Source organism: Plantibacter flavus, assembly GCF_002024505.1.
GTDB lineage: Bacteria > Actinomycetota > Actinomycetes > Actinomycetales > Microbacteriaceae > Plantibacter > Plantibacter flavus_A.
In genome coordinates this window covers 2788850-2814874 of sequence record NZ_CP019402.1, presented here as the reverse complement: position 1 = coordinate 2814874, position 26025 = coordinate 2788850, and the positions used below count along the sequence as shown (strand labels likewise).

Below are 26025 nucleotides of genomic sequence, written 5' to 3'. Positions count from 1 at the left end.
CGAGGGTGCGATCGGTCGGCACCGGTGCACCCGAGATGCGAAACCCAGGACATCCATGACTGCTCAACCGGACACGGCCCCGCACGCACACCGGCGTTCAGCGGTCCCGGTCGTGGCTCGGCGTGTCCTGGCCGTCGTCGCCTGGGCGTCCCTCATCGTCTTCGTCGTGCTGTCGATCGGGCTCCCGATCATCGGGATCGGTACCTTCATGGGCACCGACATCCTGTTCCGATTCGCGCCGTGGGCGTCGGCCGGCGGCTCCTCGGAGGTCGGCACCAACGCCATGATCGGCGACACGATCGACTCCGGCGTCCCACAGATGTGGACGATCGTCGAGGCCGCCCGGCACGGGGTCTTCGCCGAATGGCTTCCCTACCAGGCCGGCGGCTCCGAGCTGGGAGGGCTCCCGAACTCCGGGCTCTACTCGCCGATCTCCTTCGGCTGGTGGTTCCTCCCGGTCGCCGTCGCCCCAGGGTTCACCAAGCTCGTCGAGATGATCGTCGTGACGCTCGGCTGCGCACTCCTTTTGCGACGGCTCGGCGTGCCTCACCCGGCGTGGCCGATCGCCAGCGTGATCTTCCTCTCCTCCGGGTTCATGATCTCGTGGACGAACTGGCCGCAGACCAGGGTCGCGGCGTTCATCCCGCTCCTGTTCTGGGCACTGGACCGGGCGGCCGTCCGCAGACGACTGCTCGACGCCGTGCCGCTCGGGCTGGTGCTCGCGAGCATGCTGCTCGGGGGGTTCCCGGCCATCGTCGGGTACGCCCTGTACGCCGGAGCCGCGTACGTCCTCGTGCGTGCGATCATCGTCCATCGTCGCTTCTGGAAGGTGGTCCTCGCAAGCCTCGTCAGTGCGCTCGGTGTCGTACTCGGATTCCTGTTGTCGGCCTGGACGCTACTGCCGTTCGCGCTGAACGCCGTCGCCGTCCTCGACTTCAGCGGTCGCCGGCAGGGTCCGGAGAACCACCTGAGCGTCGCCGACCTCCTGTCGGCCTTCGTCCCGGGACTCGTCGGCGAGGTGAGCACCGGTGACACCTGGGGGAGCAGTTCGCCCGTCGAGCGGCTGTCCTACGTCGGAGCGGTGGCGGTGGTCCTCGCCCTCCTGGCCGTCCTCGTGCGCCCCTGGCGGCGTGGCCGTGGGGACATGAGCGTGTTCCTGGCGGTCGGACTGATCGTGTCCGCCGTGCTGGTGTACCTCGGCGGTCCGGTCCTCGGGGCCGCGCAGCAACTCCCGATCTTCGACAGCAACCGGATCGGACGCCTTCGGGTCATGCTCGGGTTCTTCATCGCCATCCTCGCAGCGGTCGGGTTCGCGCGACTCCTCGACCGTGCCGGGCCAGAGCCGGTGGCGGTGTCGGCGACGCCACGACGCCCGCTCGGCCGGTGGCTGTGGGGCCTGCTGACGCTCTGCTCGGGACTCGCCGCCGCGGTGCTCCTCGCTCTCGCGCTGCAGCGCGCCGTCATCTCCGCACCGGAGCGGTTCGCCGCCCTCCTCGAGACCCAGGTGCTCGCCACAGTCGTGCTCCTCGCCGCCGCCGCGATCCTCGTCATCGTGACCCTCGTCACCCGGCGGGCGACGATCCGGATCATCGCGCTCTGTTTCGTGCCGTTGCTCGTGACCGCGCCGGCGGTCGTCGTGGCCGACACCTGGTGGCCGAAGTCGGATGCAGCGAGTGTCTACCCGGAGACGCCGACCACCACGTTCCTGCAGGGGCACCTCGGTGAGTCCCGCTACGCCGCGGTCGACCACGCCATGCTCACGGGCACGAACTCGATGTACCGGGTCCGCTCGCTCGGCGGACACACCTTCCAGACGGTCGAGTGGAAGTCCCTCCTCCTCCGTTTGGACCGGGAGTCACTCGCGTCGGCGACCTACTCGACGCTGACCTACCCGGGGCTGGTCTCCTCGACCGACTCCCCGATCCTGGATCGGCTCGCGGTGAAGTACTTCGTGATGGAGCCGAACCTCCCGGTCCCGGGCCGGTACGAGGAGACACCGGCGTCCGAGGAGACGGTGGCGGTCGGCGGCGGGGAGACCGCGGTCTCGACCGTCCGCACCGGCCCGGTGCGGAGTCTGTCGTTCGCCGTGCCCGACGGTTTGGCCGACAGCGACGAAGGGAGCACCCTGAAGGTCTCGCTCGTCGATCCGGTGACCGATCGCGTCCTGGCATCGACCTCGACGTGGTATCGCTCCATCGAGGGGCAGCGGAGCGTCGCGATCGACGGGCGCGAGATCGCCGCGGACGCATCGTGGCGAGCGGAGATCTCCGTCGACCACGGTCGAGGCCGTATCGCCGCCGATGCGACGGATTCGGCTGCCGCGGCAGTCTCGCTGAACCGCCCGATGGATGACGGTCTGACCGTCGCGCACACGGGAGACGCGACCGTCGTCGAGCGGGCGACCGCGCTCGACCGGGTCCGATGGGCGTCCGCGGGCTTGGTCGAACGCGACCCCTCGCGCCGGGTGAGCCTCATGGATGATCCGCTGTTGCCGCCGACGACCGTGCTCCTCGAGGATTCCGAGGACCTCACGGTGGTCGACACCCCCATGGTCGCGACGGACGGCTCCGGGTCTCCCGCGTCGACCGCCGAAATCCGGGTCCTCGATCAAGGATGGGACCTGAACCGGACCGTGGTGGACGTCTCCGCCGACGGAGCAGGATGGGTCGTGTTCGCCGACTCGCTCCGCCGCCCCGGCTGGTCGGTCACCGTCGACGGGGTGGACGGTCGGCTCGTCGACGCGGAGCAGGCGGGAGCCGCGGTCAGCGTGGGGCCCGGCGAGCACCGGATCGAACTCTCCTACCGCACGCCCGGGTTGGACGAGGGCCTGACCGCGAGTGTCGTCGGTGGCGTGCTCGCTGCGCTGATCGTCGCGGGCACCCAGGTGATGCGACTGGTCCGACGCACGGGGATCGCTGGCCGGGGGCCTCGGGACGTGACCGGCGGGTGATGTGGCCTTCCCGGCTCCGGCCGGCCGTACTCAGCTCTGGTGGGGGTAGGTCGCCTCATAGGCGGCGATCACCGGATCGGCCGGGCCGACCTGCTCCAGGTTGCCCTTGTTGATCCAGGCGGCGTGGTCGCACATCTGCTTGACCGTCCCCATGGAGTGGCTGACGAGGATCACGGTCTTCCCGGCAGCCTTGAAGTCCTCGAACTTCTGGAAACACTTCTGCTGGAACTCCGCATCACCGACCGCGAGGACCTCGTCGACCACCAGGATGTCCGGGTCGACGTTGATCGCGACGGAGAATCCGAGACGCACGTACATGCCCGAGGAGTAGTTCTTCACCGGCTGGTCGATGAACTGCTCGACGCCCGAGAAGGAGACGATGTCGTCGAACTTCCGCTGGATCTCCTTGCGGCTCATCCCGAGGATCGATCCGTTCAGGAAGACGTTCTCTCGGCCGGACAGCTCGGGGTGGAACCCGGAGCCGACCTCGAGGAGCGCAGCGACCTTGCCGTTCGCGCTGATGCTCCCGTGTTCCGGGTAGAGGATCTTCGCGAGGCACTTCAGCAGGGTCGACTTCCCGGATCCGTTGCTGCCGATCAGTCCGAAGGTCGAGCCGACGGGGACGTCGAAGGTGATGTCGCGCAGCGCCCAGAAGTCCTCGTGCACCGAGATCTTGCGGCGCATGATGGCGGACTTCAAGCTCTGGTTGCGCTCGTGGTAGAGGCGGAACTTCTTGCTGACGGAGTCGACGTGGACGGCGGTTTCGGTCATAGGATCTCGGCCAGTCTTTTCTCTTTACGGGTGAACATGAGGAAGCCGCCGACGAGTGCGACGAGCGCCCATGCGATGCAGGCGAGGACGTCCGCGGGGTCGGGCCACCGCTGGTCGTACATGAGGTTCCGGAAGACCGAGACGAAGTGGAACATCGGGTTGGACTCGTAGATGTTCATCACCGTCACGTTCGTGCCGAAGAGCCCCCCGATCCGGTCGGACTGGACCTGCACGAGCGACGGCGGATAGATGATCGGGGTGAGGTACATCCAGATCTGCAGCAGGATCGAGACGAGGTGCTGGGTGTCGCGGAAGTAGACGTTCGCGATCGCGAGGATCAGGCCGACGCCGGTCGCGAAGGCGGCGAGGACGACCATGAACACGGCGACCAGCGGCAGCCACACGATGACGCCCCACCCGCCGACCGCGCACAGCACGATCACGAGGACGCCCATCTCGAACAGCCAGTTGTACCCCATGGTCAGTACCGAGGAGATGGGGAGGACCACCCGGGGGAAGTACACCTTCGTGATGAGGCTCGCGCCACCGACGATGGAGTTCATGCTGGCGGACAGCGCGCCGGAGAAGAACGACCAGGGGAGGAGACCGCACAGGAGCCAGACGGCGAAGATGTGGAGACCACTCGGGTCGCCCGGTGCCGGCTCGGCTCGGAGCAGGAAGTAGAAGACGAACGAGTACACGAGCATCGACGACAGCGGGCTCACGAGCGACCACAGGCGACCGAGGATGGTCCGCTTGTACTGGCCACGGATGTCTCGGAGAGTGAGATTCGCCAGGAGTTCCCTGGCGGATGCCAGATCCCTGAGATACTGCATGGAGCCTCGATTTAGGTTCGTGTGACACGGGTGCGCAACCCGGACAATATACCGTAGCGATCCTGTGAGACCCGGGACCCGCGCGTCCCGGGCGGCTCGTCGTCCGGTCGACGCGGTGGCCTAGGGTTGATCGCGGATGCGGCGAGGAGTCGTTCGGCTTTCGCCGATACCTGGTCGACGAGAGGAGCGGTTCGATGGTGAGAGGTGCTTCGGTGCTCGGACTCGGCGAGATCACGGCCGAGACCCCCGTCCCCTGGTTGGGCAAGGCGTCGTACTGGTCGCCGACACACGTCGTCCCGTCGGCCTGGCACGAACACGCGCCGTTCGCCTTCTGGCTCGTCGACGCCCTCCGGCCGTCCAGCTTCGTCGAACTCGGGTCGCACAACGGGTTCTCCTACTTCGCCGTCTGCGAGGCCGTCCAGCGGCTCGGCCTCGAGACGAGCTGCGCGGCGATCGACAGTTGGGAGGGTGACGAGCACGCGGGCTTCTACGGGGACGACGTGTACCGGTCCGTCAGCGAGATCAACGAGGCCTCCTACGCCGGTTTCTCGCAGCTCATCCGTGCCTACTTCAGCGACGCGGTGGACCGGTTCGAGGACGGATCGATCGAACTGCTCCACATCGACGGCAGACACCGCTACGAGGATGCGGTCGAGGACTTCGAGACGTACCTGCCGAAGCTCGCTCCCACGGCGGTCGTCGTGTTCCACGACACCTACGAGTTCGAGCGAGGGTTCGGCGTCCACCGGCTCTGGGCCGAGCTCTGCGAGCGATACCCGGACTCCACCTTCCAGTTCGAGCACGGGCACGGCCTCGGGGTGCTGGGGATCGGCGAGCTCCCGCAGCCGCTCGTCGACTTCTTCGCGGCCGGACGCGCGGCGGGAGGCAAGGTGCGGGCCGATTACGCCCGCCTCGGCGCGGTCGTCGCATCGAGAGCCGGCCAGGAGCAGGAGCGAATCGATGCGCTCGCGACCGTCGAGCGCCAGCAGGAGGAGCTCGGTGCGGTGGGCCTCCATGCGAGGCAGCTCGAGATCGAGCTGCAACGGTCGCGCAACCGTTTCGACGAGGTGACCGGCAGCACCGTGTGGCGGGCCACGGCGCCGCTCCGTCGTCTGGTCGACCGGGCCCGACGTCGCTGATCCGCCACCAGCGGTCCGGAACCGGGCCGATGTTAGACTCGTCGGGTTAATCCGCCCGCCGGAATCGAACGAGGGAATGACCATGACGACCAAACGTCCGACGGCGGCCGAACTGGCCAATGAGGAGCGAGTGCTCGCACTCGTCGACCGGGTGATCGGGCTCGAGGCCGAGCTCGCACGCGCATCGATCTACTTCTCGCCGACGAAGGACGACTTCGACGTCCTCGAGCGCGAGATGCAGGGTCTTCGGCAACAGCTGGCGGCGGTCCACTCGACCCGCACCTGGAAGGCCGGGCGCGCGGTCCTCGCGCCGCTCCGTGTCCTGAAGCGCGGACGCGCCTGACCCGATGACGAATCCATCCGCACCAGGGGCAACCGGTTCGCCGCTCGTCTCGTTCCTCGCCCTCCGCCCCGACGGCGCCCGTGTCCAGGAGCTGCTCTCGTCGTTGACGACGCAGCGTGACTGGGAGCTCGTGGTCGTCGCTCCGATCGACCCGGTGGCGGCCCACCCGGCGATCGTGCGCGCGGAAGCGCAGACGAGTGCGCCCGCCAGTCGGCTGATCGAGCACGGCGTCGCCGCAGCGAGCGGCCGGTACGTCTGCGTGCTGCCCGACGTCGGTGTCCCCGTGGACCTGGCGGTCCCGACCCTCGTCGACTGGCTCGCGCTCGCACCCGACGCCGCTGTCGTCTACACCGACGAGTCCGCCGTGCGGCCGGACGGCGGCATCGAGGTGGTCTCGAAGCAGGGCCCCGCGCCGGAGCGGCTGCGCTGCCAGTTCTACTACGGCGACCTCCTGCTGTTCCGCCGGGACACGATCGCGGAGATCGGTGGTCTCTCCCACGACGTGGACGGCGTCGAACTGTACGACCTCGCGCTGCGGTGCGTGCAGGCGGGTGCCGTCACGCTGCACATCCCGCGCGTCCTCTTCCACGCACCGTCGACCCGCGCGATCGGGGCTTTCGCCGAGACGCAGCTCGAGCAGGTCCGGACGGTCCTCGAGCGCCACCTCGCGGCGACCGGCGGCGGAACGGTGGAGGCGGTGGCCGCCGACGGCGTGCACACGACCGTGCGGCCCCTCCACGGCGCGCCCCTCGTGTCCATCGTCATCCCCACGCAGGCGCGACTCAGCGATCCGCTCCGACCCGGAGGCGAACCGCACAGCTACCTCCTGCACGCCCTGCGCGGGCTCGTCGAGCACACGACCTACCAGAACTTCGAGGTCGTCCTGGTCGTCGACACCGACCCTGAGCCCGCCGTCATCGACGAGGCCACGAGACTGCTCGGCGAACGCCTCGTCATCGTCGACTTCGACCTGCCGTTCAACTTCGCGGCGAAGGCGAATCGTGGCGTGCTGAGCGCGGTCGGCGAGTACGTGCTCATGTTGAACGACGACGTCGAGGTCATCACGCCCGACTGGATCGAATCGCTGCTGCGTCTCGCACAGCTCCCCGGTGCGGGGATGGCGGGCTGCATGCTGTACTACGAGGACGACACGATCCAGCACGGGGGCCATCACTACTGGATGGGGAGCCCGACCCACATCGGCCTACAGGTCCCTCGTGGTGCCGCCGGGTCGCAGCACGCGTTCCAGGTGGAGCGTGAGGTGGGGGGCGTCACGGCCGCCTGCTCGTTGTTCCCCCGTTCGGTGTACCTCGAGGTCGGGGGCATGACAACGCTGTTGCCCGGTGCGTTCAACGACGTCGACTTCTGCCTGAAGGTGGCGGAACTCGGCTACCAGGCCTACTGGACACCGCGCGCCGAGCTCTACCACTTCGAGTCGAAGACCCGTGACGCGCGCGTCCGTGCGTACGAGCTCGAGACCCTCGGCCGGCGTTGGCGCCACCGACTCCACCAGCCGCAATACTGGCCATTCCCGGAATAGAGGTCGGTCCGCCGATATGAGATCTGTCATCACCACCTTCAGGAACGCTCTGTCGGTCCTCAAGCACGAGGGCCCCCGCTTCTTCTGGAAGCGTGTCGAGCTGAACATCAAGTCGAGGTTCGCCGGGAAGAAGCTCATCCTTCCCGTCAAGCTCGAGGACGCGCTCGCGGTCGACTGGACGGAGCCCGGGCCGCAGCTCGCGGAGCCGATCGTCGTCACGGATCGCAAGTCCCACATCGCCTGGGTGATGTCTCCGCCGAGCGCGACGAGCGGCGGTCACCAGAACCTCTTCCGCTTCATCGACTATGCCGAGCGCGCGGGACACACCTGCAGTGTGTACATCTACAACAGCCTCGGCGTGATCGTGAAGGAGTCCGATCTCAAGCAGCTGCTCCGGGAGTCGCCGGCGTACCCCAACGTACAGGCCCGGGTGCACAACCTGGACGAACGCGGGGTCTCCGACGACGTCGACGCGATCTTCGCTACGGGTTGGGAGACCGCGTACCCGGTGTTCCGGGATCGTTCCCGAGCGCGCCGTTTCTACTTCGTCCAGGACTTCGAGCCCGCGTTCTACCCCTCCGGTTCGGAAGCCATCCTCGCCGAGAACACCTACCACTTCGGGTTCCACGGCATCACCGCCGGTGGCTGGCTCTCGAAGAAGCTGCACGACGAATACGGCATGCCCACCGATCATTTCGACTTCTCGGTGGACCGCACCCACTACAGTCTGACGAACCGGCGCCCGCGGAAGGAGATCTTCTTCTACGCCCGGCCCGTCACGCCGCGACGCGCGTTCGAACTGGGGGTCATCGCGCTCGGTGAGTTCGCGCGACAGCGACCGGACTACACGATCAACATGGCCGGGTGGGACGTCTCGGACTGGGACATCCCGTTCGAATACAAGAACCTCTCCGGTCTGTCCATCTCGGAGCTGAACCCGATCTACAACCGTTGCGCCGCCGGGCTCGTCCTCTCGCTGTCGAACATGTCACTCCTCCCGCTCGAACTCATCGCGAGCGGCGTCGCTCCGGTGGTGAACGACGCTCCCAACAACCGTCTCGTCTCGGACAACCCGTACATCGAGTACGTGCAGCCCGCACCGGGCGCGATCGCGAAGCGCCTCGTCGAGGTGGTGTCGCGCGAGGACGCGGTCGAGCGGTCGATCGCGATGGCGGACTCGTTGGAGCACACGAGTTGGGACGACAGTGGACGGCAGTTCGTCGAGGCGTTCGAGCGGGCGATGCGTGGCTGACGCACTCGTCATCGGGGCGAACGGCTTCATCGGTTCCCACCTGGTGGACGCGCTGCGAGCCGACGGGCACCGGGTCCGGGCGTTCGACCGGTTCAGCTCGCGTGAGCCCAGTTTCGACACCGAGGGTGTCGAGGTCGTCCGCGGTGAGTTCCTGAGCCGGGCCGACCTCGATGCCGCTGTCGACGGCATGGACCTGGTGTTCCACTTCCTCTCGACGACGACGCCCGCGACGGCACAGAACGACCCGACGCTGGACATCCGCACGAACGTGGCCCAGACCGTCGAGATGCTGGAGAGCTGCGCTGCGGCCGGGGTCGGGCACTTCTACTTCGCCTCCACGGGAGGCGCGATCTACGGGGCACAGGACCGGGCGGAGTACGTCGAGACCGACCCGACGCTCCCGGTGTCGCCGTACGCCATCGGCAAACTGACCATCGAGAACTACCTGCGGTACTTCCAGGCGGTCCGTGGGCTCCGTTCGACGGCGCTGCGCATCTCCAACCCGTATGGCACCAGGCAGCATCACAACAAGAAGCAGGGCCTCATCCCGATCGCCCTCCGACAGATCGCCGGCGGGGAACCGATCGTGCGATTCGGCGACGGGTCGATGGTGCGCGACTACATCTATGTGAACGATGTCGTCCGCATGATCACCAGGATGGTCGACCGACCGCACCGGCATGACGTCTACAACCTCGGCAGTGGCCGAGGGCTCTCGGTCAGCGAGGTGTTGGCGTCGCTGCGCCGCGTGACCGGGGTGGACTTCGACGAACTCGTGCGCCCGGTGCCCGTGACCTTCGTCGACCGCGTCGTCCTCGACATCGGCCGCTACACGACGGAGTTCGGGCGTCCGACGTTCGAATCGCTCGACGACGGAGTGCGCGCGACGTGGAACGGAATCCTCCATGAGCGCGACTCGGAGCGGTGAGGGACGCGCCGATCTGGTAACGATTGTCCGAGAGTGGTCCCGCGGCCCGCTACCCTGATTCGGGGTACAACCACCCGTTGAGAGGACACAGGTCGATGAGAGACCGTACGAGGCCGACCTGGCAATATGTCGGGATAGTCCTGATCGCGGGCTCCGTCCTGGTCGGTTGCACCGGCCCCGCTCAGGAATCGCCGTCTCCCACGACCTCCACCCTCGCTCCCGGGAACGAGTCCACCGCGAAGGGTGAGGACCCGAGCCCGGTGCCGCCCGAAGCCGTGCTCGTCTTCGCCTCCGTCGACGCTGACGGCGCAGCGGTGTCCGCATCCGCCTACATCGCGGGCGTCATCGAGAACGACGGTGTCTGCACCTTCACCTTCACCGCGGGTGACGCAGTGGTCACCACGACGTCCGACGGCCTCGCCGACCGCGCCACCACCAGCTGTGGCACGGTCCAGGTGCCGATCGGCCAGTTCACCTCCGGAACGTGGGACGCCACGGTCAGCTATTCCTCACCCACATTCTCGGAGCTCGTCTCCGCCAGCTCCCCCTTGGAGATCCCATGAGACGACGATTCCCAGCCGCCATGATCGCGGTCCTCGCGTTGCTCGCGGGGCTGTTCACCGTCATCCCCACGGCTGAACCGGCGAACGCCGCCGACGGCCGGAACTTCAATCCCGGATACATCATCTCCGACGGTCTCTTCTACGACGGGGCGGCGATGTCGGCCGGCGAGGTGCAGTCCTTCTTGAACAGCGCGGTGCCGAGCTGCCGCTCGGGCTACACCTGCCTCAAGGACTACCGCCAGGCGACCCCGACCCGAGCCGCCGTCAGCGGCAGGTGCGCGGCCTACGCCGGCGCGGCGAACGAGTCCGCAGCGCAGATCATCGCCAAGGTCGGCCAGGCGTGCGGATTCAGCCAGAAGGCGATGATCGTCCTGCTCGAGAAGGAGCAGGGGATCATCACGGACGACTGGCCGAGCGCCCGGCAGTACCGGAGTGCGACCGGATACGGCTGCCCCGACACCGCCGATTGCGATTCGACCTACTACGGCTTCTTCAACCAGGTGTACGCAGCCGCGCTCCAGTTCAAGAACTACCAGGCGAACCCGACCCGATGGAACCACGTCCCAGGACGCGTGAACACGGTGCGGTTCAGCCCCAACGCCGCGTGCGGGAGCAGCCAGGTCTACATCCAGAACGCGGCGACCGCGGGACTCTACAACTACACGCCCTACCAGCCCAACGCCTCGGCGCTCGCGAACCTGTACGGGACGGGTGACGCCTGTGGAGCCTATGGGAACCGGAACTTCTGGCGCATGTACTCGGACTGGTTCGGATCGCCGACCGACGTGCCGAACCCGATCGGGTCGCTGGACCAGTTCACCGCTTCGGTCGGCGCGAAGACCGCGACCCTGACGGTCCGCGGGTGGACGCTCGACATGAACCGCTCGTCGAGCGCGATCGAAGCCCACGTGTACCTCACTTCACCGGACGGCAGCGTCAAGGGGACCCCCCTCACCGCGAACCAGTCACGGCCGGACGTCGGCGGTGCCTACCCGGGTGCCGGCAACGCACACGGGTACTCGGCCAATCTCGAGGTCACCCGTGGCGGGACGTACCAAGCCTGCGTCTACGGGATCGGACTGTCCGGGAACAACCGTCTCCTGCAGTGTCAGACGCTCGTCGTGCCGCAGAACGAACCGCTGGGCAAGGTCGACGAGTTCGTCACGACCGGATCAGGCAGTTCCACCGCCATGAAGGTGCGCGGCTGGGCGCTCGACCCCGACGCCTCGGCGGTCTCCTCCCAGGTCCACGTGTACGTGACGCAGCCCGGCGGCAAGGTGGTGGGGACGTCGCTCGTCGCCGACAAAGCCCGACCGGACATCGGTGCGACCTTCCCCGGAGCCGGCTCGGCTCATGGCTTCGAGCTGTCGATTCCGGTCACGACCCCCGGAATCTACCAGGTGTGTTCCTACGCCATCCCGACGTACTGGAAGAACATCGGAGCGAACCGCCTGCTCGAGTGCCAGTCGGTGAACTACGTCAAGGCGTTCCCGAACGGTCAGGTCGACGCGATCGTGGCCGACCAGACGCCCACGGCCCCGGCCATCTCGGTCAGCGGCTGGACCTATGACGCCGGCGCGCCCGCGTCGTCGATCGGTGCGCACGTCTACATCACGGATCCGAACGGCGTGACCACGGGCTATTCCCGGAAGGCCGACAAGGCTCGTGACGACGTGAACCGGGCGTTCGGGATCTCCGGCGCACACGGGTTCCGCGAGTCGTTCCCGGTGACGGTGAAGGGCACCTACACGGTGTGCGTCTACGGGATCGCCGTCTCGTCCCTGAGCGTCGGACTGAACACGCCGTTCCCCTGCCAGAAGGTCACCTTCGGGACCACTGCTCCGACCGGGGCGTTCGATTCGGCGTCCGTCACCCCGACGGCCGACGGGAAGGCCACGCTGTCCGTGTCGGGTTGGGCGGTCGACCGGGACCTCGCCTCATCGCCGATCCAGGTGCACTTCTACGTGACGAGGCCCGACGCCACGGTCAAGGGGTACCCCTTCGTCGCCGACGAGACGAGGAACGACGTCGCCAGAGCGTACCCCTGGGCCGGGTCCAACCACGGCTTCGCCGAGCAGATCACGCTCGACCAGAAGGGCACCTACCAGGTCTGTGCGATAGCCATCGGCACGGCGTGGTCGAACGTCGGAGCGAACACCTCACTGGGGTGCAAGACCGTATCCTACTGAGAGCGAGCATGCGGCCTCGCCGCCGTGACGTGATCGCGGTGGCGAGGCCGTTCTGCTGCTGACGCACCGAGATCGCCCGCCCGGACCAGCGTCACGAACCAACACCGGGCACTCCGAAGGGGGGAGGTCGACCATGCGTGCAGACACGGGTGGGGCGCAGGGCGGCGTCGTGGGGATGCTGCGTCGGCGCGATGGACGATTCTGGGAGCGTGTCGCTGCGCTGCTGCTGGTGATCGCGAGCGTGGTGCTGGTCGGTGTGCACGTGCCGAAACACCAGTTCGTCTCGCCGATCGACGAGTACATGTACATCGACTACGTGGCCAAGGTGTCGTCACAGGGTGTCGTCAGAACGGGCGAGGGCGTCGGCGAGTTCGCGCGGGAGTACCTGGCGTGCCACAACGTCCGCAACGTCGGCGGGTGGCCGGAGTCGCACTGTACGCCCGAGGCCATCGCCGACCCGAACAGCTTCCCGAACCGCGGCACCACGAGTGCCGACATCTACACACCGGCCTACTTCGCGGTGACGAGGGTGCTCGCCCAGCCCTTCCTGTTCGCAGGTGTCGATTTCGTCAGCGCCGCCCGACTCACCGGGATGTTCTGGTTGGCCCTCGCCGCCGTGGCGCTGTTCTTCGCGTTGCGGCGTCTCCGCATCCCGATCATGCTCAGTGCGTCGCTGTCACTGATGATGGTCGGCTCCTCAGCCGCCTTCTGGTCGAACACCTTCATCAGCACGGATGCGCCGGCGATGGCAGCCGGTGCGGTCGCCCTGCTGCTCGCCCTCCGGACCGATCAGCACCGACGAGCCGTTTGGTGGCTCGCCGCCGCCGCCGTCGTGGCGGCGGTGTTGAAGCTCCAGCTCCTCCTCCCGTTCGCGGCCGTCGCGGTGTTCTTCCTGCTGCAACGGTTCAGTGCCGTACGGCACCGGACACGAGCGGTCAGGGCGGTCCTGACGGATCGTCTGGTCCTGATCACCGTCGGCGGAGTCCTCGCAGCTGTCATCGCACAGGCACTCTGGATGGTCGTGCGGTCGTCGATCGCCGTCGGAGACGCCGGCGCACTCGTGGCGTCGGCGAGCTTCACGCCGGCCGCGCTCGCCCAGGAGCTCTTCCGATTCCTGCCGGACCTCGCCGAGGGCGCGCTCGACCCGGCGTCGACCGGCGGAGGGGCGATCATCCCGGTGGGGGTGCTGACCCTTCTGGTGGCAGGCGGTGTCATCGGACTGTGGGGATCGTCGAGCGGATTCACGAGGGAGAGCAACCTCGCCGTGTCGACGCTGCTCGTCGCAACGGTCTCGGCGCCCGTGCTGGCGGTGGTCTCCGCGATCCTCACGGGACAGTACATCGCGCTGGTGCCCAGGTACGGCCTGTCGCTCCTCCCCATCGCGCTCGCCTGCGCCGGACTGTTGTTCGCCGAGCGGCGAGCGCTCCGGGTACCGGGCGCGATCGTCGCCATGATCTGTTACTGCTCGGTGCTGACGATCCCGCAGTGAGGGGGCCAGCTGATCCGTGAGGTCAGCGGCGCCGGCCGACGGGTGAGGAGGTGGCATGCTGTCGGTCGGCGTGGTCGAGTCGCTCGATCTCAGCCGTCTCCTGCCGCTCGGCCGGAGTGATCAGGACGTCGTCGCGAGTGATGTCCGCCCCCTCGGAGCGGAGGAACAACCGCCGCAGCAGGACGACGGTGAGGACCGAACCGATCGCGTAGATGAGCGCGAGCGACTTCCAGCCGAAGGGCGGCTCCCAGCCGTCGTTGAAGAACATCTCGGAGAGGCTGCCGTTGGCACCGACGATGTAGCGCCGGAGGACCATCACGAAGGCCAGCAGATGGCCGATGAACAGGAACGCGTAGCCACCCGTGACGAAGTGTCTGACCCGACCGTCGGCACCGAGGCCGGCATCGTCCAGAGCGACTCCGGCCACGATGAGGAGGCAGAGCAGCATCGCCAGCGTGTACCGGCCCTGCCAGATGTAGCCGTACTGCGCATAGACACCCAACTGGGTGAACCCGGGGATGAGGACGGTCACCACGAGGAACACCCACAGCGCCCACTTCGTGCTGCGCTTCCCCCAGAGGAAGGCGACCGCGAGGATCAGGACGATGCCGGTCGTCCACGCTGCGAGCGTCAACGACGGCGAACTCGTGTCGACCCAGCCGAAGAACCCGATCATGCCGAACATGAAGTCGAACGTCTGCAGTTCGGTGAAGAAGAAGACGAACAGGAGGCTGATCGGACTCACCGCGCTCACCGGCGTCGGCGCTCCGAGATCCGGGGGATTGAGGTACCACAGGGCCGTCAGGGCGCTGACCACGCCGATGCCGGCGATGAGTGCCCAAGCGGTCGGGGAGCGGAGGACGCGCAGGATCTGCTCCCGCCGCCCCAGGAGCATGGCCACGACGGCGATCACCAGCAGCCAGAGGAGCGAGATGCTCCTGGTGGTGACGAGCGCGGACGCGGCGACCATGGCGAGTCCGGCCTGCTCCACCAGGCGCCTCCCTCGGAGCGAACTCCTGAAGGTCGTGAGCAGGGTGGCGAAGAGCGCCCCCGCCGATGCCACCTCGAGACCGTTCGGATTGATGGAGCCCGCCAGATACAGGACCATGGGCGTGATGCCGACCACCGCAGCGACGATCGCCCACCGGAACCGCGGGAGCAGGGTCAGCTGCATGAACATGACGGCGAGCGCGGCCGCGCAGAACAGCGCGCTCATCAGCCGCATGCCGTAGAACGCCGCGTCCCCGTCGAGGTACAGGGACGGCCAGCCCACGAGCGCGTAGAACGCGGGACTGTTGAGTCCGGCTGACGAGCCGGTCTGGACGAGCGTCTCGTCGGTGTTGCGGAGCGGTGTCTGACAGTCCGCCGTCACCTCCGCATCGAATGCGAAGCACAACAGGTCGTGGGCGTTGGCGATGTTCTCCGGCACCGTCGCCTCGGCGAGCGTCGGATTCTTCGGCCACGGGACGGCGGTGATCTCTCCTCGGGCCACCGCGGCGGCCCGGATGGCGTGCGAGGGTTCGTCCGGGACGGAACCGATGGGGGAGGCGAGCGCCCAGAGCGACATCGGGAGCAGCAGGGCTACGAAGGACACGAGGAACGTCAGCCACCTCCGTCGTTCCCATCGCGTCGGGAGGACTGTGGGAGCGAGAACTGCCATGCGCGAAATGGTCCAATCGGAATCCTGGGCGTCGCCGCCGTTCGTTCGCCGGTCAGTCTACTGGCGCGGGCGTGGAAGTCCGGTTGGGCCGACCGTCGCGGGGTATTCTGGGGCCACCCTTCCGCAGAACCGATCGGACCGCATGACGTCGACGACGAACGTACCGTTCGATCAGCCGGTCCGCCCTCCTCGGCGTCCCGGGTCACGAACCTCCCTGAGCGACGGGCTCGCCGGTCATCGCAACGCGCTCGGCGTCCTCCGGCTCGTCCTCGCGTCCGCGGTCATCTTCTCGCACGCCTTCCCGACCGGTGGCTGGGGTGAGGACCCGTCGAAGGGGTGGACCCGGGGGCAGGAGACGATCGGCGGATTCGCCGTCGTCGGCTTCTTCGCCATCAGCGGGTACCTCATCGCGAAGAGCGGCGCCTCATCGGACATCCTGCAGTTCCTGTGGCGGCGCGCCCTCCGGATCTTGCCGGCGTTCTGGGCGGTCCTCTGCGTCGGTGCGTTCGTCGTCGGCCCGATCGCCTGGCGGATGTCGGGTCATGGCCTGCGCGAGTACCTCGGTTCAGGTCCGATCATGTACGTCTTCCAGAACGCCGACCTGACGATCCGCCAATGGGGTGTCTACGACATCTTCGCCACGACCACCCCGTACGGCGAGACCGTCGGATACAGCGTCTTCAACGGATCGCTGTGGACGCTCGCACTCGAGTGGGGGTGCTATCTGCTGGTCGCAGCCTTCCTCGTGCTCGGGGTCCTCCGACACGCGAAGTGGGTCGTGCCGGCACTGGCCGGTGTGTTCTGGATTCTGTCGATCGTGTTCAGCGTGGCGCCGCAGGTGGTCGGGATGGTCGCCCCGACGCTGGCCGACCCCAACAAGATCAAGCTGACGCTCGTCTTCCTCATCGGCGCATCGCTGGCGGTGTACTCGCGAAAGGTGCCACTCAACGACCTGCTCGGTGTCGGCGCCGGGCTCGTCGTCGTCGTCACGCTGCTGGTGGGCGGGTGGGTGCAGCTCGGCTATCCCGCGTTCGCCTACTTCGTCCTGTGGCTCGCCGCGCGTCTTCCGAAGCGCATCCGGTGGATCGGTGCCAAGAACGACTACTCCTACGGGATGTACGTGTACGGCTTCCTCGTCCAGCAGTTCACCGCCTTCCTCGGCTGGCACCTCCTGGGGTATTGGCCCTGGGTCGGCTTGACGATCCTCGTCACCGCGGCATGCGCATGGCTGAGTTGGCACGGGATCGAGAAGCGGGCCATGGGGCTGAAGGACCGGGGACCGGGACGCGGGCTCGATTGGCTCGCACCACGACGGGGATCAGACGCCGTCGGGCCCTCGTCCGGCCGTCCAGTACCATCGAATGTCGACTCGCCTACAGCTAAGGACACCGCTTCGTGACTGCATCAACCCTCGGGACCGTACTCGTGACGGGAGGCGCCGGCTTCATCGGTTGCGCCCTCTCGCACAAGCTGGCTGCGACCGCGGAGCGCTGGGTCGTCATCGACAAGCTGCACCCGCAGGTGCACCCGAGCGCGGAGCGCCCGGCAGACCTCCACGAGGCGGCTGAACTCGTCGTCGGCGACGTCACCGACGCCGCGGCGTGGGACGCGCTCCTCGCCGATGTCCGGCCCGACGTCATCGTGCACCTGGCCGCTGAGACGGGGACCGCGCAGTCCCTCCATGCCGCCACGAGTCACGCCGAGGCGAACGTGGTCGGCACGACGGAGATGCTGGACGCCCTGGGGCGTGCCGGTCAGGTGCCCGCGCACTTCGTCCTCTCGTCGAGTCGCGCCGTCTACGGCGAGGGCCAGTGGCAGCGGGAGGACGGCACCGTCTTCGAGCCGGGACAGCGTTCGCACGCCCAGTTCGAGCGGGGCGATTGGGACTTCCCGGCGGCGAAGCCGTTGCCGAGCCGAGCCGCCGTGACGATGCCGGCACCCACGAGCGTCTACGGAGCGACCAAGCTTGCGCAGGAGCACATCCTGTCCGCCTGGTCGGCCGCCCACGACGCGAAGCTGACGATCCTACGACTGCAGAACGTGTACGGTCCTGGCCAGTCGCTCATCAACTCCTACACGGGCATCGTGTCCCTGTTCTCCCAGCTCGCCATGGACGGCGGCACCATCCAGGTCTACGAAGACGGTCGGATCGTCCGTGACTTCGTGTACATCGACGACATCGCCGAGTCCTTCCGAGCCGTGATCACGGCCGGGCCCTCGGCGGACGTGTCACGATTCGACATCGGGTCCGGTGTCGGCACCACCATCCTCGAACTCGCCCAGGCGATCGCCGCATACCACGACGCTCCGGCGCCGGTGGTCAACGGCATGTACCGCGACGGCGACGTCCGGCACGCCGAGTGCAGCATCGAGGACTCGCTCGCCGGTCTCGACTGGGCCCCCGCCTGGGACGTCACCCGAGGCGTCGCCGCACTGCAGGAGTGGATCGCCGCCCAGCGTGGTGCCGACGTCCAGGAATAGCGACGTGCCTCCCGAGGTCGTGCGTCGTGGGCCCAACGGCGCCGTCCTGATCCTGCTGGCCACCGCCATCGGCGGGGGAGCGGGGTACCTGCTCCAGATCGTCACCGGGGTGGCGCTCGGGACAGCCGCCTACGCCTCGTTCGCGGTCTTCTGGTCGGCGCTCTACCTGCTCGTCAGCGCGTTGTCGGGTGCACAGCAGGAGATCGCCCGCGCGACGCACCCCGTCGAACGATCCGGGGCGGCGCCCGGCGAGGCCCGACGCGCCCCGGTGGTGCGGAACTTCACCCTCGTGGCGGTGGTCGGGGTGGCGGCGGTCCTCGCCGGTTCGGCCTGGATCTGGGTCGGCGCGGTGTTCCCGGACGAGGGTTGGGCGCTCGTGCCACCGCTCATCCTCGGCGTCTCCGCCTACCTGGTGGTGGCTGCCGTCTCGGGCGTGCTGTACGGGTTGTCGTTCTGGGCCGCAGCGGCGGCGATGACCGTCATCGACGGTGTCCTCCGGTTCGCCCTCGTCGGCGGCCTGCTCCTGGTCACCACCGACACCGCCGTCCTCGCCTGGGGCGTCGCCGTGCCGTTCGCCGTCACTCCGGTCGTCCTCTGGCTGTTCATCCGCAGCGGGGTCGTCGGACGGTTCGCCGTCGACGTCGGTCCGCGGGAACTCAGCTGGAACGTGCTGCGGACCGTCGTCGCGGCCGCGGCGACCGGCGTCATGGTCAGTGGCCTTCCGCTGATGATCCAGGCCACGGGCGACACCGTGTCGCCGGACGCGTTCGGCTCGCTGACGTACGCGATCACCCTCACCCGCGCACCGATCGTCATCGTCGTCCTGGCGCTGCAGAGCTATCTCGTGGTGGTGTTCCGATCCCATGCCGACGCGGTCCTCGGCTGGGCCGCCAGACTCTCCGCGCTGGTCCTCGTCGGTGCAGGACTCCTCGCGCTCCTCGCCTGGTGGCTCGGCCCCTGGGCGCTCTCGGTCCTCTTCGGACGTTCCGACGTCCTCGCGGGCGGCACGATCGGCCTGCTCGTCGCGACCGCCGGCCTCGTCGGAGTGCTCTGCGTGACCGGTGCCGCCACCCTGTCCCGCGCGCAGCACGGAGCGTTCGCGGGCGGCTGGATCCTCGCCGCCGTCGTGACGGTTGCGATGCTGCTCCTTCCCCTCGGCCTGCATGAGCGGACGATCCTGGCGTTGACCGTCGGCCCGATCGCGGGGCTGCTGCTGCAGAGCGCAGCGCTGTTCCGTCAGCCGAGAGCGGATGTCGCCGGAGCGGACGCCCCGCCGGTGCCGCCGACGGCCTGAGCCGTCGGCCTCAGGAGGAGCGGTCGCCTCGACGTGTGTCGGCCAGCCGCTGCTCCAGTGTGCGGATGCGGAGGTCCTGCAGCGCGACCTCTTCGGCGAGGGTGCGACTGCGGTTCTCGAGTGTCGTGAGTTCCGAGCTGTGCTGGATGCTCACGAGGAAGAGGATGAGGATGCTGACGAAGAACACCAGGTTCGTCGGGATCTCGACGCCGATCACCCCGGCGGCCCAGACGAGGACCTGCGGGAAGACGCCGATGACGAGTGCCAGCAGGCCGGCGATCAGCCACCAGATCGCGTGGCGCTCGCGGAGCTGGCGCCGGCGGAGCATCTCGACGACGAGGCCGAGTGTGAACAGGGCCGCGACGATGCCGAGGATGTAGGTGCCGATGGGGATCACGCCGTCACCACCCCTTCGTGGAGCGCGACGGGTGGTCGGATCAGCGCGAAGACGAGCGCGAGGCCGGCCCGGGCGAGGTAGCGGGCAGCCTTGAACGGATTGTGCGAAGGAGTACCGCCGGCGCGTGGACGCATCGCAACAGGCACCTGACGGATGACGCAGCCGGCGCGCGCGGCGATGACGAGCGATTCGATGGTGTCACCGAGGTACTCGGCCGGGTAGTGCTCGGCGAAGAGGCGCACCGCGCGAGGACCCGTGGCACGGAATCCGCTGGTCGTGTCGGTGAGCTTCGTCCTCGCGACGCCGCTCAGGACGCCGGACAGCACGACCATCGCCCACCTCCGGGGACCTCGGACCTCGTAATCGCCCTCGCCCGCGAAGCGTGCGCCGAGTACGAGGTCGGCGGACTGCAGCTCTTCGACGAGCCGGATGACACCGGCGGGGTCGTGCTGGCCGTCCGAATCGACCTGCACGACGTTGCGGTAGCCGTGGGCGAGCGCGTACTTGAATCCTGCACGCATCGCGCCGCCGACCCCGAGGTTGAACGGCAGCTCGGCGACGATCGCTCCGGCTGCACGCGCCTCGGTGGTGGTCGCATCGGTCGAGCCGTCGTTGACGACGAGCACCGCCACACCGGGCAGCTTCTCGTGGACCTCGCGGACGACCGCAGCCACGGATGCTTCTTCGTTGAGTGCTGGCATGACGATGAGGGTGCCGGCGAGGGAGGTCGTCATGTGCGGAATCCTAGCAATCGGAGGGCGGAGCGCTTGGGAGGCGGGGTGGTCAGACCCTGGCGAACACGTGCTCGAGCAGGGCACGACGCCCTGCGGCGTTGCGGGACCGCAATGCTGCAGGCAGCTCGCTGAGCGCGTTGGCACGCGAGGTCCAATGGTTCGCGGCGGCTCGTGCCGCGCGGTTCCACCCCATCGCCGTGAGATCACGTCGCGCCTCGGCGAACAGCGTCCGCTCCTGCCGGAACTTCGATCCGTCCGGCCCGGTGACCGCGGACACGCTCTGGGAGTGCCTGCGGTAGGCGAAGCAGATCTCGTCGTCGAGGACGAGGCTTCCACCGTCTTTCGTGATCTCGAGGAGCATCGCGAGGTCCTGCACGACGTCGAGGTCGAGCCGGAACTGGTGCTTGCGGAGCGCCTCGACCCGCCAGACGAGCGACGGGAAGTAGGTCCAGTTGCCGCGGAGCAGGCTCGTGGCGAGCTGCTCACCCCGGTATTCGCGAGCCCCTGTCCCGGAGAACCGGTACTTCGCCTTGATCCGATCGGCGAGCGGACTGGACGGCGTGCCGTGCTCGTCGATGACGGACACGCCGGGCTGGATGATCGAGGCGTCGGGGTGGTCGGCGATGAGCTCGCGCACGCGACGGACGTAGTTCGGCAGCATCACGTCGTCGCAACCCATGATGACGGAGAACTCACCGGTCATGAGGGAGACGCACTTGCGGTAGTTCTTCGACGGGCGCAGGTTCACCTCGTTCCGGAGGTAGGTGATGCGTGGGTCGCCGAGGGCGACGGCCCACTCACCGGGAGCGAGATCCGGGTAGACGTCGTCGACGATCGTCAGCGTCCAATCGGGGTCGGACTGTGCGAGCACACTCTCCACCGCCGCCTGGAAGTGGTCGAAGCGGCCGTAGAAGGGCATCATGATGTCGAGCGTCACCCGGCTACGCTAGCAAGCTTCGACCGGCTGCCGAGATCGCCGGGCCGCGAGGGCCCGATCGCGGTTCAGCGCGGTCGCGACGCCGTCGGGTCGAGTGCGCCACGGAACGCGTCGAGCGTCCGCTCGGCCGTCGAGGCCCAGCTGAAGGTGGCGGCTCTCGCCCGCCCGCGCTCGGTGAGGCGCGTCACCTCGGCGGTGTCGGTCGCCAGGGTGCGGAGACCGGCCGCGATCGAGGCGAGGTCGTGGGGATCGACGAACAACGCCGCATCACCGCAGACCTCCCGATGGACGTCGATGTCGCTCACGAGCACCGGAACGCCGCTGAGCATGGCCTCGAGTGGCGGCAGGCTGAAGCCTTCGGCGAATGAGGGCACGGCCAGGGCGGTCGTCGTGCGGTAGAGCTCACCCAGCTCCTCCGGGGACAACCAGGACCGCAGCTCCACGAACCGTTCCAGACCGAGTTCGGCCACGACGGCGCGCAGCGGATCGTCGAGCCCGTGGCTCCCGGTCACGACGAGTCGGGGGCGGACGCGTTCCTCGACGAGGGCGAGCGCTCGGATGAGGCCGTCGTAGTTCTTGTGCGGGCGGCGGTTGCCCGTGGCGAGGATGAAGGGGTCGTCGCGATCCGGCTCCCGGATGGCCGTCCACGGAGCTGACGCGGCCAGGGGGATGACGTCGACCGCCTCGGGCGACGTCCCGAGGTACTTGACGATCTCCGCTTTGGAGACCTCGCTGATCGTGATGATGCGGGAGGCCGCCCGAGCGACCTGACGCTCCATCCACTTCACCGGTGCCGTGTAGAACGGTGTCGACATGAGCTCCGGGTGGCTCCAGTACAGCAGATCGTGCATGGTGACCACGAGTGGGAGCGTGGTGCGAGCCGGTCCGAGCGTCGCGGGTGCGTGGATGATGTCGGCACGGTTCCGCTTCGCGATCGCGGCGATCCGCCAGAGTTCGCCGGCAGCCCAGACGAAGCGGTTCTCACCACTGATCCCGGTGGACACGATCTCGCCCGGGAACCAGGAGAGATCACCCTGCACCGCTTCCGTGCTGGCCAGGCCGACGAGGTCGAACTCCGCCGCCTGCGGACCGATCGCACGATAGAGCTCGCGGGTGTAGGTCTCCATGCCGCCCTTCGTCCCGGTGAACGACAGGAGATCGACGGCAAGCAGCGGCATGAGGTCTGAGCATAGCGGGGGCCGAGGGCCACTCCGGTAAGCTCGGCCGGGTCGATGTGCCTCAGCAGAGGAACGAACCATTCACCGAGGATCAGCGCGAAGCGATCCGGAGCGGACCCCATGACGGAGCAGCACCCCGTGACCCAGACCCCCATCAAGAAGGCCGTCATCACCGGTATCACCGGTCAGGACGGCAGCTACCTCGCCGAGCTCCTCCTCGCGAAGGGCTACGAGGTGCACGGCTTCATCCGCCGCGCGTCGACCTTCAACACCGGGCGGATCGACCACATCTACGACCCCGAGGCGACCCACGACGGTTCGCCCAGGCTCCAGTTGCACTTCGCCGACCTGGCCGACGGCTCGCGCCTGGCGACGCTGCTCGCGGAGATCCAGCCCGACGAGGTCTACAACCTCGCCGCGCAGTCGCACGTGCGGGTCAGCTTCGACGAGCCGGAGTACACGGGCGACACGACCGGCATCGGGACGGTCCGACTCCTCGAGGCCATCCGCCAGATCGGTCTCCACTGCCGCTTCTACCAGGCGTCCAGCTCCGAGATGTTCGGTGCGACACCGCCGCCGCAGAACGAGGAGACCCCGTTCTACCCGCGCTCGCCCTACGGCGTCGCGAAGGTGTACTCCTACTGGATCACCCGCAACTACCGCGAGGCCTACGGGATGTTCGCGGTCAACGGCATCCTGTTCAACCACGAGTCGCCGCGTCGCGGTGGCACCTTCGTGACCCGCAAGATCACCCGAGCCGCCGCGCGCATCGCCGCCGGCCAGCAGGACTTCCTCTACATGGGCAACCTCGACGCCGTCCGTGACTGGGGCTACGCGCCCGACTACGTCGAGGGCATGTGGCGGATGCTGCAGGCCGACGAGCCGACCGACTTCGTGCTCGCCACCAACACCGCGTACACCGTCAAGGACTTCCTCCAGTTCTCCTTCGAACGGCTCGACCTCGACTGGGAGCAGTACGTCAAGTTCGATGAGCGCTACCTCCGTCCCACCGAGGTCGACGCGCTGATCGGCGACTACGCGAAGGCCGAGTCGGTCCTCGGCTGGTCGCCCAAGGTGCTCCCGCCCCGGCTCGCCCAGATCATGGTCGACTCGGACGTCGCCGAGCTCGAGGCGTCGGGCACGCCCTACATCGACACCGCCGAGGTCTAGGCGCGGTGCGCGTCCTCCTCACCGGTGGTGCCGGCATGCTCGGTTCGAGCATCGCCGAGGTCTGGCCCACGCTCCGCGCCGCCGACGAGCTGATCGTGGCGACGCGTGCGGACGCCGACCTCACCGATCGAGCCGCCGTCGCAGGCCTCATCGGCCGGACGGCGCCGGACGCGATCGTGCACACGGCGGCCAAGGTCGCCGGCATCCAGGCGAAGCTCCAGCGTCCCACCGACTTCCTGCTCGACAACCTCCTGATCGACACCTCGGTCATCCGAGGCGCGATCGACGCCGGTGTCCCCGAGCTGCTCTATGTCTCGAGCGCGGCGATCTACCCCGAGGGACTCCCGCAGCCGATCGGTGAGGCCGCGCTCCTCAGCGGCACGCTGGAGGGCGCGAACGAGGGCTACGCACTCGCGAAGATCGCCGGGACGAAGCTTTGCGAGTACGCGAGCCGGCAGTACGGGTTCGCCTACCGCGCGGCCGTGCCGTCGAACCTCTACGGCCCGGGCGACGACTACACCCACGGCCAGGCGCATCTGGTCGCGGCCGCCCTCGGCAAGGTGCACGCCGCCGTGACGAGCGGCTCCGACGAGGTCGAGGTCTGGGGCGACGGCACCGCCCGACGCGAGTTCACCTACACGCCCGACCTCGCGGCCTGGCTCGTCACGCAGCTCGGCGCACTCGACGCGTGGCCCGTCACGCTCAACCTCGGGCCGGGTGTCGACCACAGCATCACCGAGTACTACGAGGCAGCCGGTCGCGCCGTCGGCTTCACCGGTCGCTTCCGATACGACGCCACCAAGCCTTCCGGTGTCCACCAGCGCCTGCTCGACTCAGCCGCCGCCCGCGCGCTCGGCTGGAACCCCACCACCCCGCTCGCGACCGGCGTCGCCGCGAGCTACCACGCCTACCTCGCAGCTCAGGAGCCACAGACACCATGACCGACGACATCTTCGACTCCGGTTTCCCCCTCGCGACCTCCTCCTGGGATGCCGCGGAATACGCCGCCATCCAGCGCGTCGTCGACAGCGGCCGCTTCACCATGGGTCCGCTCGTGGCGCAGTTCGAGCGCGATTTCGCCAGTGCGTTCGGCGCCGGGTTCGGCGTCATGGTCAACTCCGGGTCGAGCGCGAACCTCCTCGCGATCGCCGCTGCCGTGCTCGACGACCGGGTCGACCTGCAGGCGGGCGACGAGGTGCTGGTGCCCGCCGTGTCCTGGGCAACCACCTACTATCCGCTCCAGCAGTACGGCCTCATCCCGAGCTTCGTCGACATCGACGTCGACACCCTCAACCTGGACCTGGCGCTCGCCGAGGCGGCGATCACCCCGCGCACCAAGGCGATCTTCGCCGTCAACCTCCTCGGGAACCCGAACGACTTCGCGGCGCTCACGGCGCTCGCCGAACGTCACGGCCTCCTCCTGTTGGAGGACAACTGCGAGTCCCTCGGCGCGAAGGACGACGGCCGGTTCGCCGGCACGGTCGGCGCGATGGGCACGTTCAGCGCCTTCTTCTCCCACCACATCTCGACGATGGAGGGTGGGATGATCCTGACGGACGACGAGGCCACGGCGCAGATGCTCATCTCGCTGCGAGCCCACGGCTGGACGCGTGGACTCCCCGAGCAGAACGCCGTGCACGACAAGTCGGGCGACGAGTGGGACGACCTCTTCCGCTTCGTCCTGCCCGGCTACAACGTCCGTCCGCTCGAGATGTCCGGCGCGATCGGCATCGAGCAGATCCAGAAGGTCCCACAGCTCATCGCCGGTCGTCGGGAGAACGCCGTGTACTGGACGGAACGCTTCGCCGACCTCGACTCCGTGCGCATCCAGCGCGAGCAGGGCGAGAGCAGCTGGTTCGGATTCTCGCTCGTGCTCGAGGGCGCGCTCGCCGGTCGCCGCAAGGAGGTCGTGCGGGCGTTCGCGGCCGAGGGGATCGAGTCACGGCCCATCGTCGCCGGCAACTTCACGAAGAACCCGGTCATGAAGTACCTCGACGCGAGGGTCCCGGCCGAGCTCCCCGCCGCCGACAAGATCCACGAGGACGGGCTCTTCGTGGGCAACCACCACTTCCCGGTCCACGCCGGGATCGACCGCGTGTACGACGTGGTGGCCAAACTCTCCTAGGCTGGGTCTGCGCGGTCGCCCCACCGGTCCGCAGCAGCTTCCGTCCCAC

General features: G+C 68.1%; 22 protein-coding genes. 15 read left to right on the top strand and 7 right to left on the bottom strand.

From position 1 onward, the window contains the following. Positions 1-55: 55 nt before the first annotated feature. A complete protein-coding gene (locus BWO91_RS13115; protein WP_079002844.1) occupies positions 56-2950 on the top strand; it encodes a hypothetical protein in 2895 nt (964 codons plus the stop codon). Between the two features lie 30 nt (positions 2951-2980). Here BWO91_RS13115 and BWO91_RS13110 read toward each other — a convergent pair whose 3' ends face one another. Next, positions 2981-3721: an ABC transporter ATP-binding protein gene (locus tag BWO91_RS13110; protein WP_079002843.1), complete on the bottom strand. Its 741-nt coding sequence runs from the start codon at positions 3719-3721 to the stop codon at positions 2981-2983. After that, complete coding sequence (locus BWO91_RS13105; RefSeq protein ID WP_079002842.1) at positions 3718-4557, bottom strand: ABC transporter permease; 840 nt, start codon at positions 4555-4557, stop codon at positions 3718-3720. Before BWO91_RS13105 ends, BWO91_RS13110 begins: the two co-directional genes overlap by 4 nt. A gap of 194 nt (positions 4558-4751) precedes the next feature. Between BWO91_RS13105 and BWO91_RS13100 the strand changes: the two genes are divergently transcribed. The 8 genes from BWO91_RS13100 (at position 4752) to BWO91_RS13065 (ending at position 14000) form a co-directional block, all read left to right on the top strand. Then, positions 4752-5696: a class I SAM-dependent methyltransferase gene (locus BWO91_RS13100; protein WP_079002841.1), complete on the top strand. Its 945-nt coding sequence runs from the start codon at positions 4752-4754 to the stop codon at positions 5694-5696. An 82-nt stretch (positions 5697-5778) separates the two neighbouring features. After that, positions 5779-6039, top strand: a complete 261-nt coding sequence (locus BWO91_RS13095) for a hypothetical protein (RefSeq protein ID WP_153303460.1) — start codon at positions 5779-5781, stop codon at positions 6037-6039. 4 nt (positions 6040-6043) lie between these two features. After that, complete coding sequence (locus BWO91_RS13090) at positions 6044-7579, top strand: glycosyltransferase family 2 protein (protein ID WP_079002839.1); 1536 nt, start codon at positions 6044-6046, stop codon at positions 7577-7579. A 16-nt stretch (positions 7580-7595) separates the two neighbouring features. Next, positions 7596-8831 (top strand): glycosyl transferase, encoded by a 1236-nt coding sequence (locus BWO91_RS13085; protein WP_079002838.1) that lies wholly within the window; start codon positions 7596-7598, stop codon positions 8829-8831. Then, a complete protein-coding gene (locus tag BWO91_RS13080; protein WP_079002837.1) occupies positions 8824-9759 on the top strand; it encodes an NAD-dependent epimerase/dehydratase family protein in 936 nt (311 codons plus the stop codon). The genes BWO91_RS13085 and BWO91_RS13080 overlap by 8 nt, the downstream gene beginning before the upstream one ends. Positions 9760-10019: 260 nt before the next feature. Continuing rightward, positions 10020-10322 (top strand): hypothetical protein, encoded by a 303-nt coding sequence (locus BWO91_RS13075; protein WP_079002836.1) that lies wholly within the window; start codon positions 10020-10022, stop codon positions 10320-10322. Next, positions 10319-12511: a hypothetical protein gene (locus tag BWO91_RS13070; RefSeq protein WP_153303459.1), complete on the top strand. Its 2193-nt coding sequence runs from the start codon at positions 10319-10321 to the stop codon at positions 12509-12511. The genes BWO91_RS13075 and BWO91_RS13070 overlap by 4 nt, the downstream gene beginning before the upstream one ends. Before the next feature lie 133 nt (positions 12512-12644). After that, positions 12645-14000, top strand: a complete 1356-nt coding sequence (locus BWO91_RS13065; protein WP_079002834.1) for a hypothetical protein — start codon at positions 12645-12647, stop codon at positions 13998-14000. A 22-nt stretch (positions 14001-14022) separates the two neighbouring features. Here BWO91_RS13065 and BWO91_RS13060 read toward each other — a convergent pair whose 3' ends face one another. Beyond that, the gene (locus tag BWO91_RS13060; RefSeq protein WP_079002833.1) at positions 14023-15660 is read right to left on the bottom strand and encodes a DUF2142 domain-containing protein; all 1638 of its coding nucleotides are present in this window, start codon (positions 15658-15660) and stop codon (positions 14023-14025) included. Between the two features lie 142 nt (positions 15661-15802). On the opposite strand from BWO91_RS13060, the gene BWO91_RS13055 reads away from it, so the two are divergent. The 3 genes from BWO91_RS13055 to BWO91_RS13045 are packed head-to-tail and all read left to right on the top strand — an operon-like array spanning position 15803 to position 19435. Then, positions 15803-17059: an acyltransferase family protein gene (locus BWO91_RS13055; RefSeq protein ID WP_167620478.1), complete on the top strand. Its 1257-nt coding sequence runs from the start codon at positions 15803-15805 to the stop codon at positions 17057-17059. After that, positions 17056-18141, top strand: a complete 1086-nt coding sequence (locus BWO91_RS13050) for an NAD-dependent epimerase/dehydratase family protein (RefSeq protein ID WP_079002832.1) — start codon at positions 17056-17058, stop codon at positions 18139-18141. Before BWO91_RS13055 ends, BWO91_RS13050 begins: the two co-directional genes overlap by 4 nt. A gap of 4 nt (positions 18142-18145) precedes the next feature. Continuing rightward, entirely contained in the window at positions 18146-19435 is a 1290-nt protein-coding gene (locus BWO91_RS13045; protein WP_079002831.1) for a hypothetical protein, read from the top strand. Positions 19436-19445: 10 nt separating this feature from the next. On the opposite strand, the gene BWO91_RS13040 is transcribed toward BWO91_RS13045, so the two are convergent. The 4 genes from BWO91_RS13040 to BWO91_RS13025 form a co-directional block, all read right to left on the bottom strand. Further along, positions 19446-19832, bottom strand: a complete 387-nt coding sequence (locus BWO91_RS13040; RefSeq protein WP_240555495.1) for a DUF2304 domain-containing protein — start codon at positions 19830-19832, stop codon at positions 19446-19448. Next, complete coding sequence (locus BWO91_RS13035; protein ID WP_079002830.1) at positions 19829-20566, bottom strand: glycosyltransferase family 2 protein; 738 nt, start codon at positions 20564-20566, stop codon at positions 19829-19831. The genes BWO91_RS13040 and BWO91_RS13035 overlap by 4 nt, the downstream gene beginning before the upstream one ends. Positions 20567-20615: 49 nt before the next feature. Then, positions 20616-21503 (bottom strand): glycosyltransferase family 2 protein, encoded by an 888-nt coding sequence (locus tag BWO91_RS13030; RefSeq protein ID WP_079002829.1) that lies wholly within the window; start codon positions 21501-21503, stop codon positions 20616-20618. A gap of 65 nt (positions 21504-21568) precedes the next feature. Beyond that, a complete protein-coding gene (locus BWO91_RS13025) occupies positions 21569-22681 on the bottom strand; it encodes a glycosyltransferase family 4 protein (RefSeq protein ID WP_167620477.1) in 1113 nt (370 codons plus the stop codon). 138 nt (positions 22682-22819) lie between these two features. Here BWO91_RS13025 and gmd point away from each other — a divergent pair, with 138 nt between their 5' ends. From gmd to BWO91_RS13010, 3 genes are read left to right on the top strand one after another with little or no spacing between them, the layout of a single operon-like run. Then, entirely contained in the window at positions 22820-23851 is a 1032-nt protein-coding gene (gene gmd / locus BWO91_RS13020; protein ID WP_240555494.1) for a GDP-mannose 4,6-dehydratase, read from the top strand. Between the two features lie 5 nt (positions 23852-23856). Continuing rightward, positions 23857-24792, top strand: a complete 936-nt coding sequence (locus BWO91_RS13015; protein WP_079002826.1) for an NAD-dependent epimerase/dehydratase family protein — start codon at positions 23857-23859, stop codon at positions 24790-24792. Next, positions 24789-25976, top strand: a complete 1188-nt coding sequence (locus BWO91_RS13010) for a DegT/DnrJ/EryC1/StrS family aminotransferase (RefSeq protein ID WP_079002825.1) — start codon at positions 24789-24791, stop codon at positions 25974-25976. The genes BWO91_RS13015 and BWO91_RS13010 overlap by 4 nt, the downstream gene beginning before the upstream one ends. The last annotated feature ends 49 nt before the right edge of the window (positions 25977-26025 follow it).

Coding starts and splice junctions, on each gene's coding strand:
- BWO91_RS13115 (WP_079002844.1), top strand. CDS start 56: ATGACTGCTCAACCGGACACGGCCCCGCACGCACACCGGCGTTCAGCG.
- BWO91_RS13110 (WP_079002843.1), bottom strand. CDS start 3,721: ATGACCGAAACCGCCGTCCACGTCGACTCCGTCAGCAAGAAGTTCCGC.
- BWO91_RS13105 (WP_079002842.1), bottom strand. CDS start 4,557: ATGCAGTATCTCAGGGATCTGGCATCCGCCAGGGAACTCCTGGCGAAT.
- BWO91_RS13100 (WP_079002841.1), top strand. CDS start 4,752: ATGGTGAGAGGTGCTTCGGTGCTCGGACTCGGCGAGATCACGGCCGAG.
- BWO91_RS13095 (WP_153303460.1), top strand. CDS start 5,779: ATGACGACCAAACGTCCGACGGCGGCCGAACTGGCCAATGAGGAGCGA.
- BWO91_RS13090 (WP_079002839.1), top strand. CDS start 6,044: ATGACGAATCCATCCGCACCAGGGGCAACCGGTTCGCCGCTCGTCTCG.
- BWO91_RS13085 (WP_079002838.1), top strand. CDS start 7,596: ATGAGATCTGTCATCACCACCTTCAGGAACGCTCTGTCGGTCCTCAAG.
- BWO91_RS13070 (WP_153303459.1), top strand. CDS start 10,319: ATGAGACGACGATTCCCAGCCGCCATGATCGCGGTCCTCGCGTTGCTC.
- BWO91_RS13065 (WP_079002834.1), top strand. CDS start 12,645: ATGCGTGCAGACACGGGTGGGGCGCAGGGCGGCGTCGTGGGGATGCTG.
- BWO91_RS13060 (WP_079002833.1), bottom strand. CDS start 15,660: ATGGCAGTTCTCGCTCCCACAGTCCTCCCGACGCGATGGGAACGACGG.
- BWO91_RS13055 (WP_167620478.1), top strand. CDS start 15,803: ATGACGTCGACGACGAACGTACCGTTCGATCAGCCGGTCCGCCCTCCT.
- BWO91_RS13035 (WP_079002830.1), bottom strand. CDS start 20,566: ATGACGACCTCCCTCGCCGGCACCCTCATCGTCATGCCAGCACTCAAC.
- BWO91_RS13025 (WP_167620477.1), bottom strand. CDS start 22,681: ATGCCGCTGCTTGCCGTCGATCTCCTGTCGTTCACCGGGACGAAGGGC.
- BWO91_RS13010 (WP_079002825.1), top strand. CDS start 24,789: ATGACCGACGACATCTTCGACTCCGGTTTCCCCCTCGCGACCTCCTCC.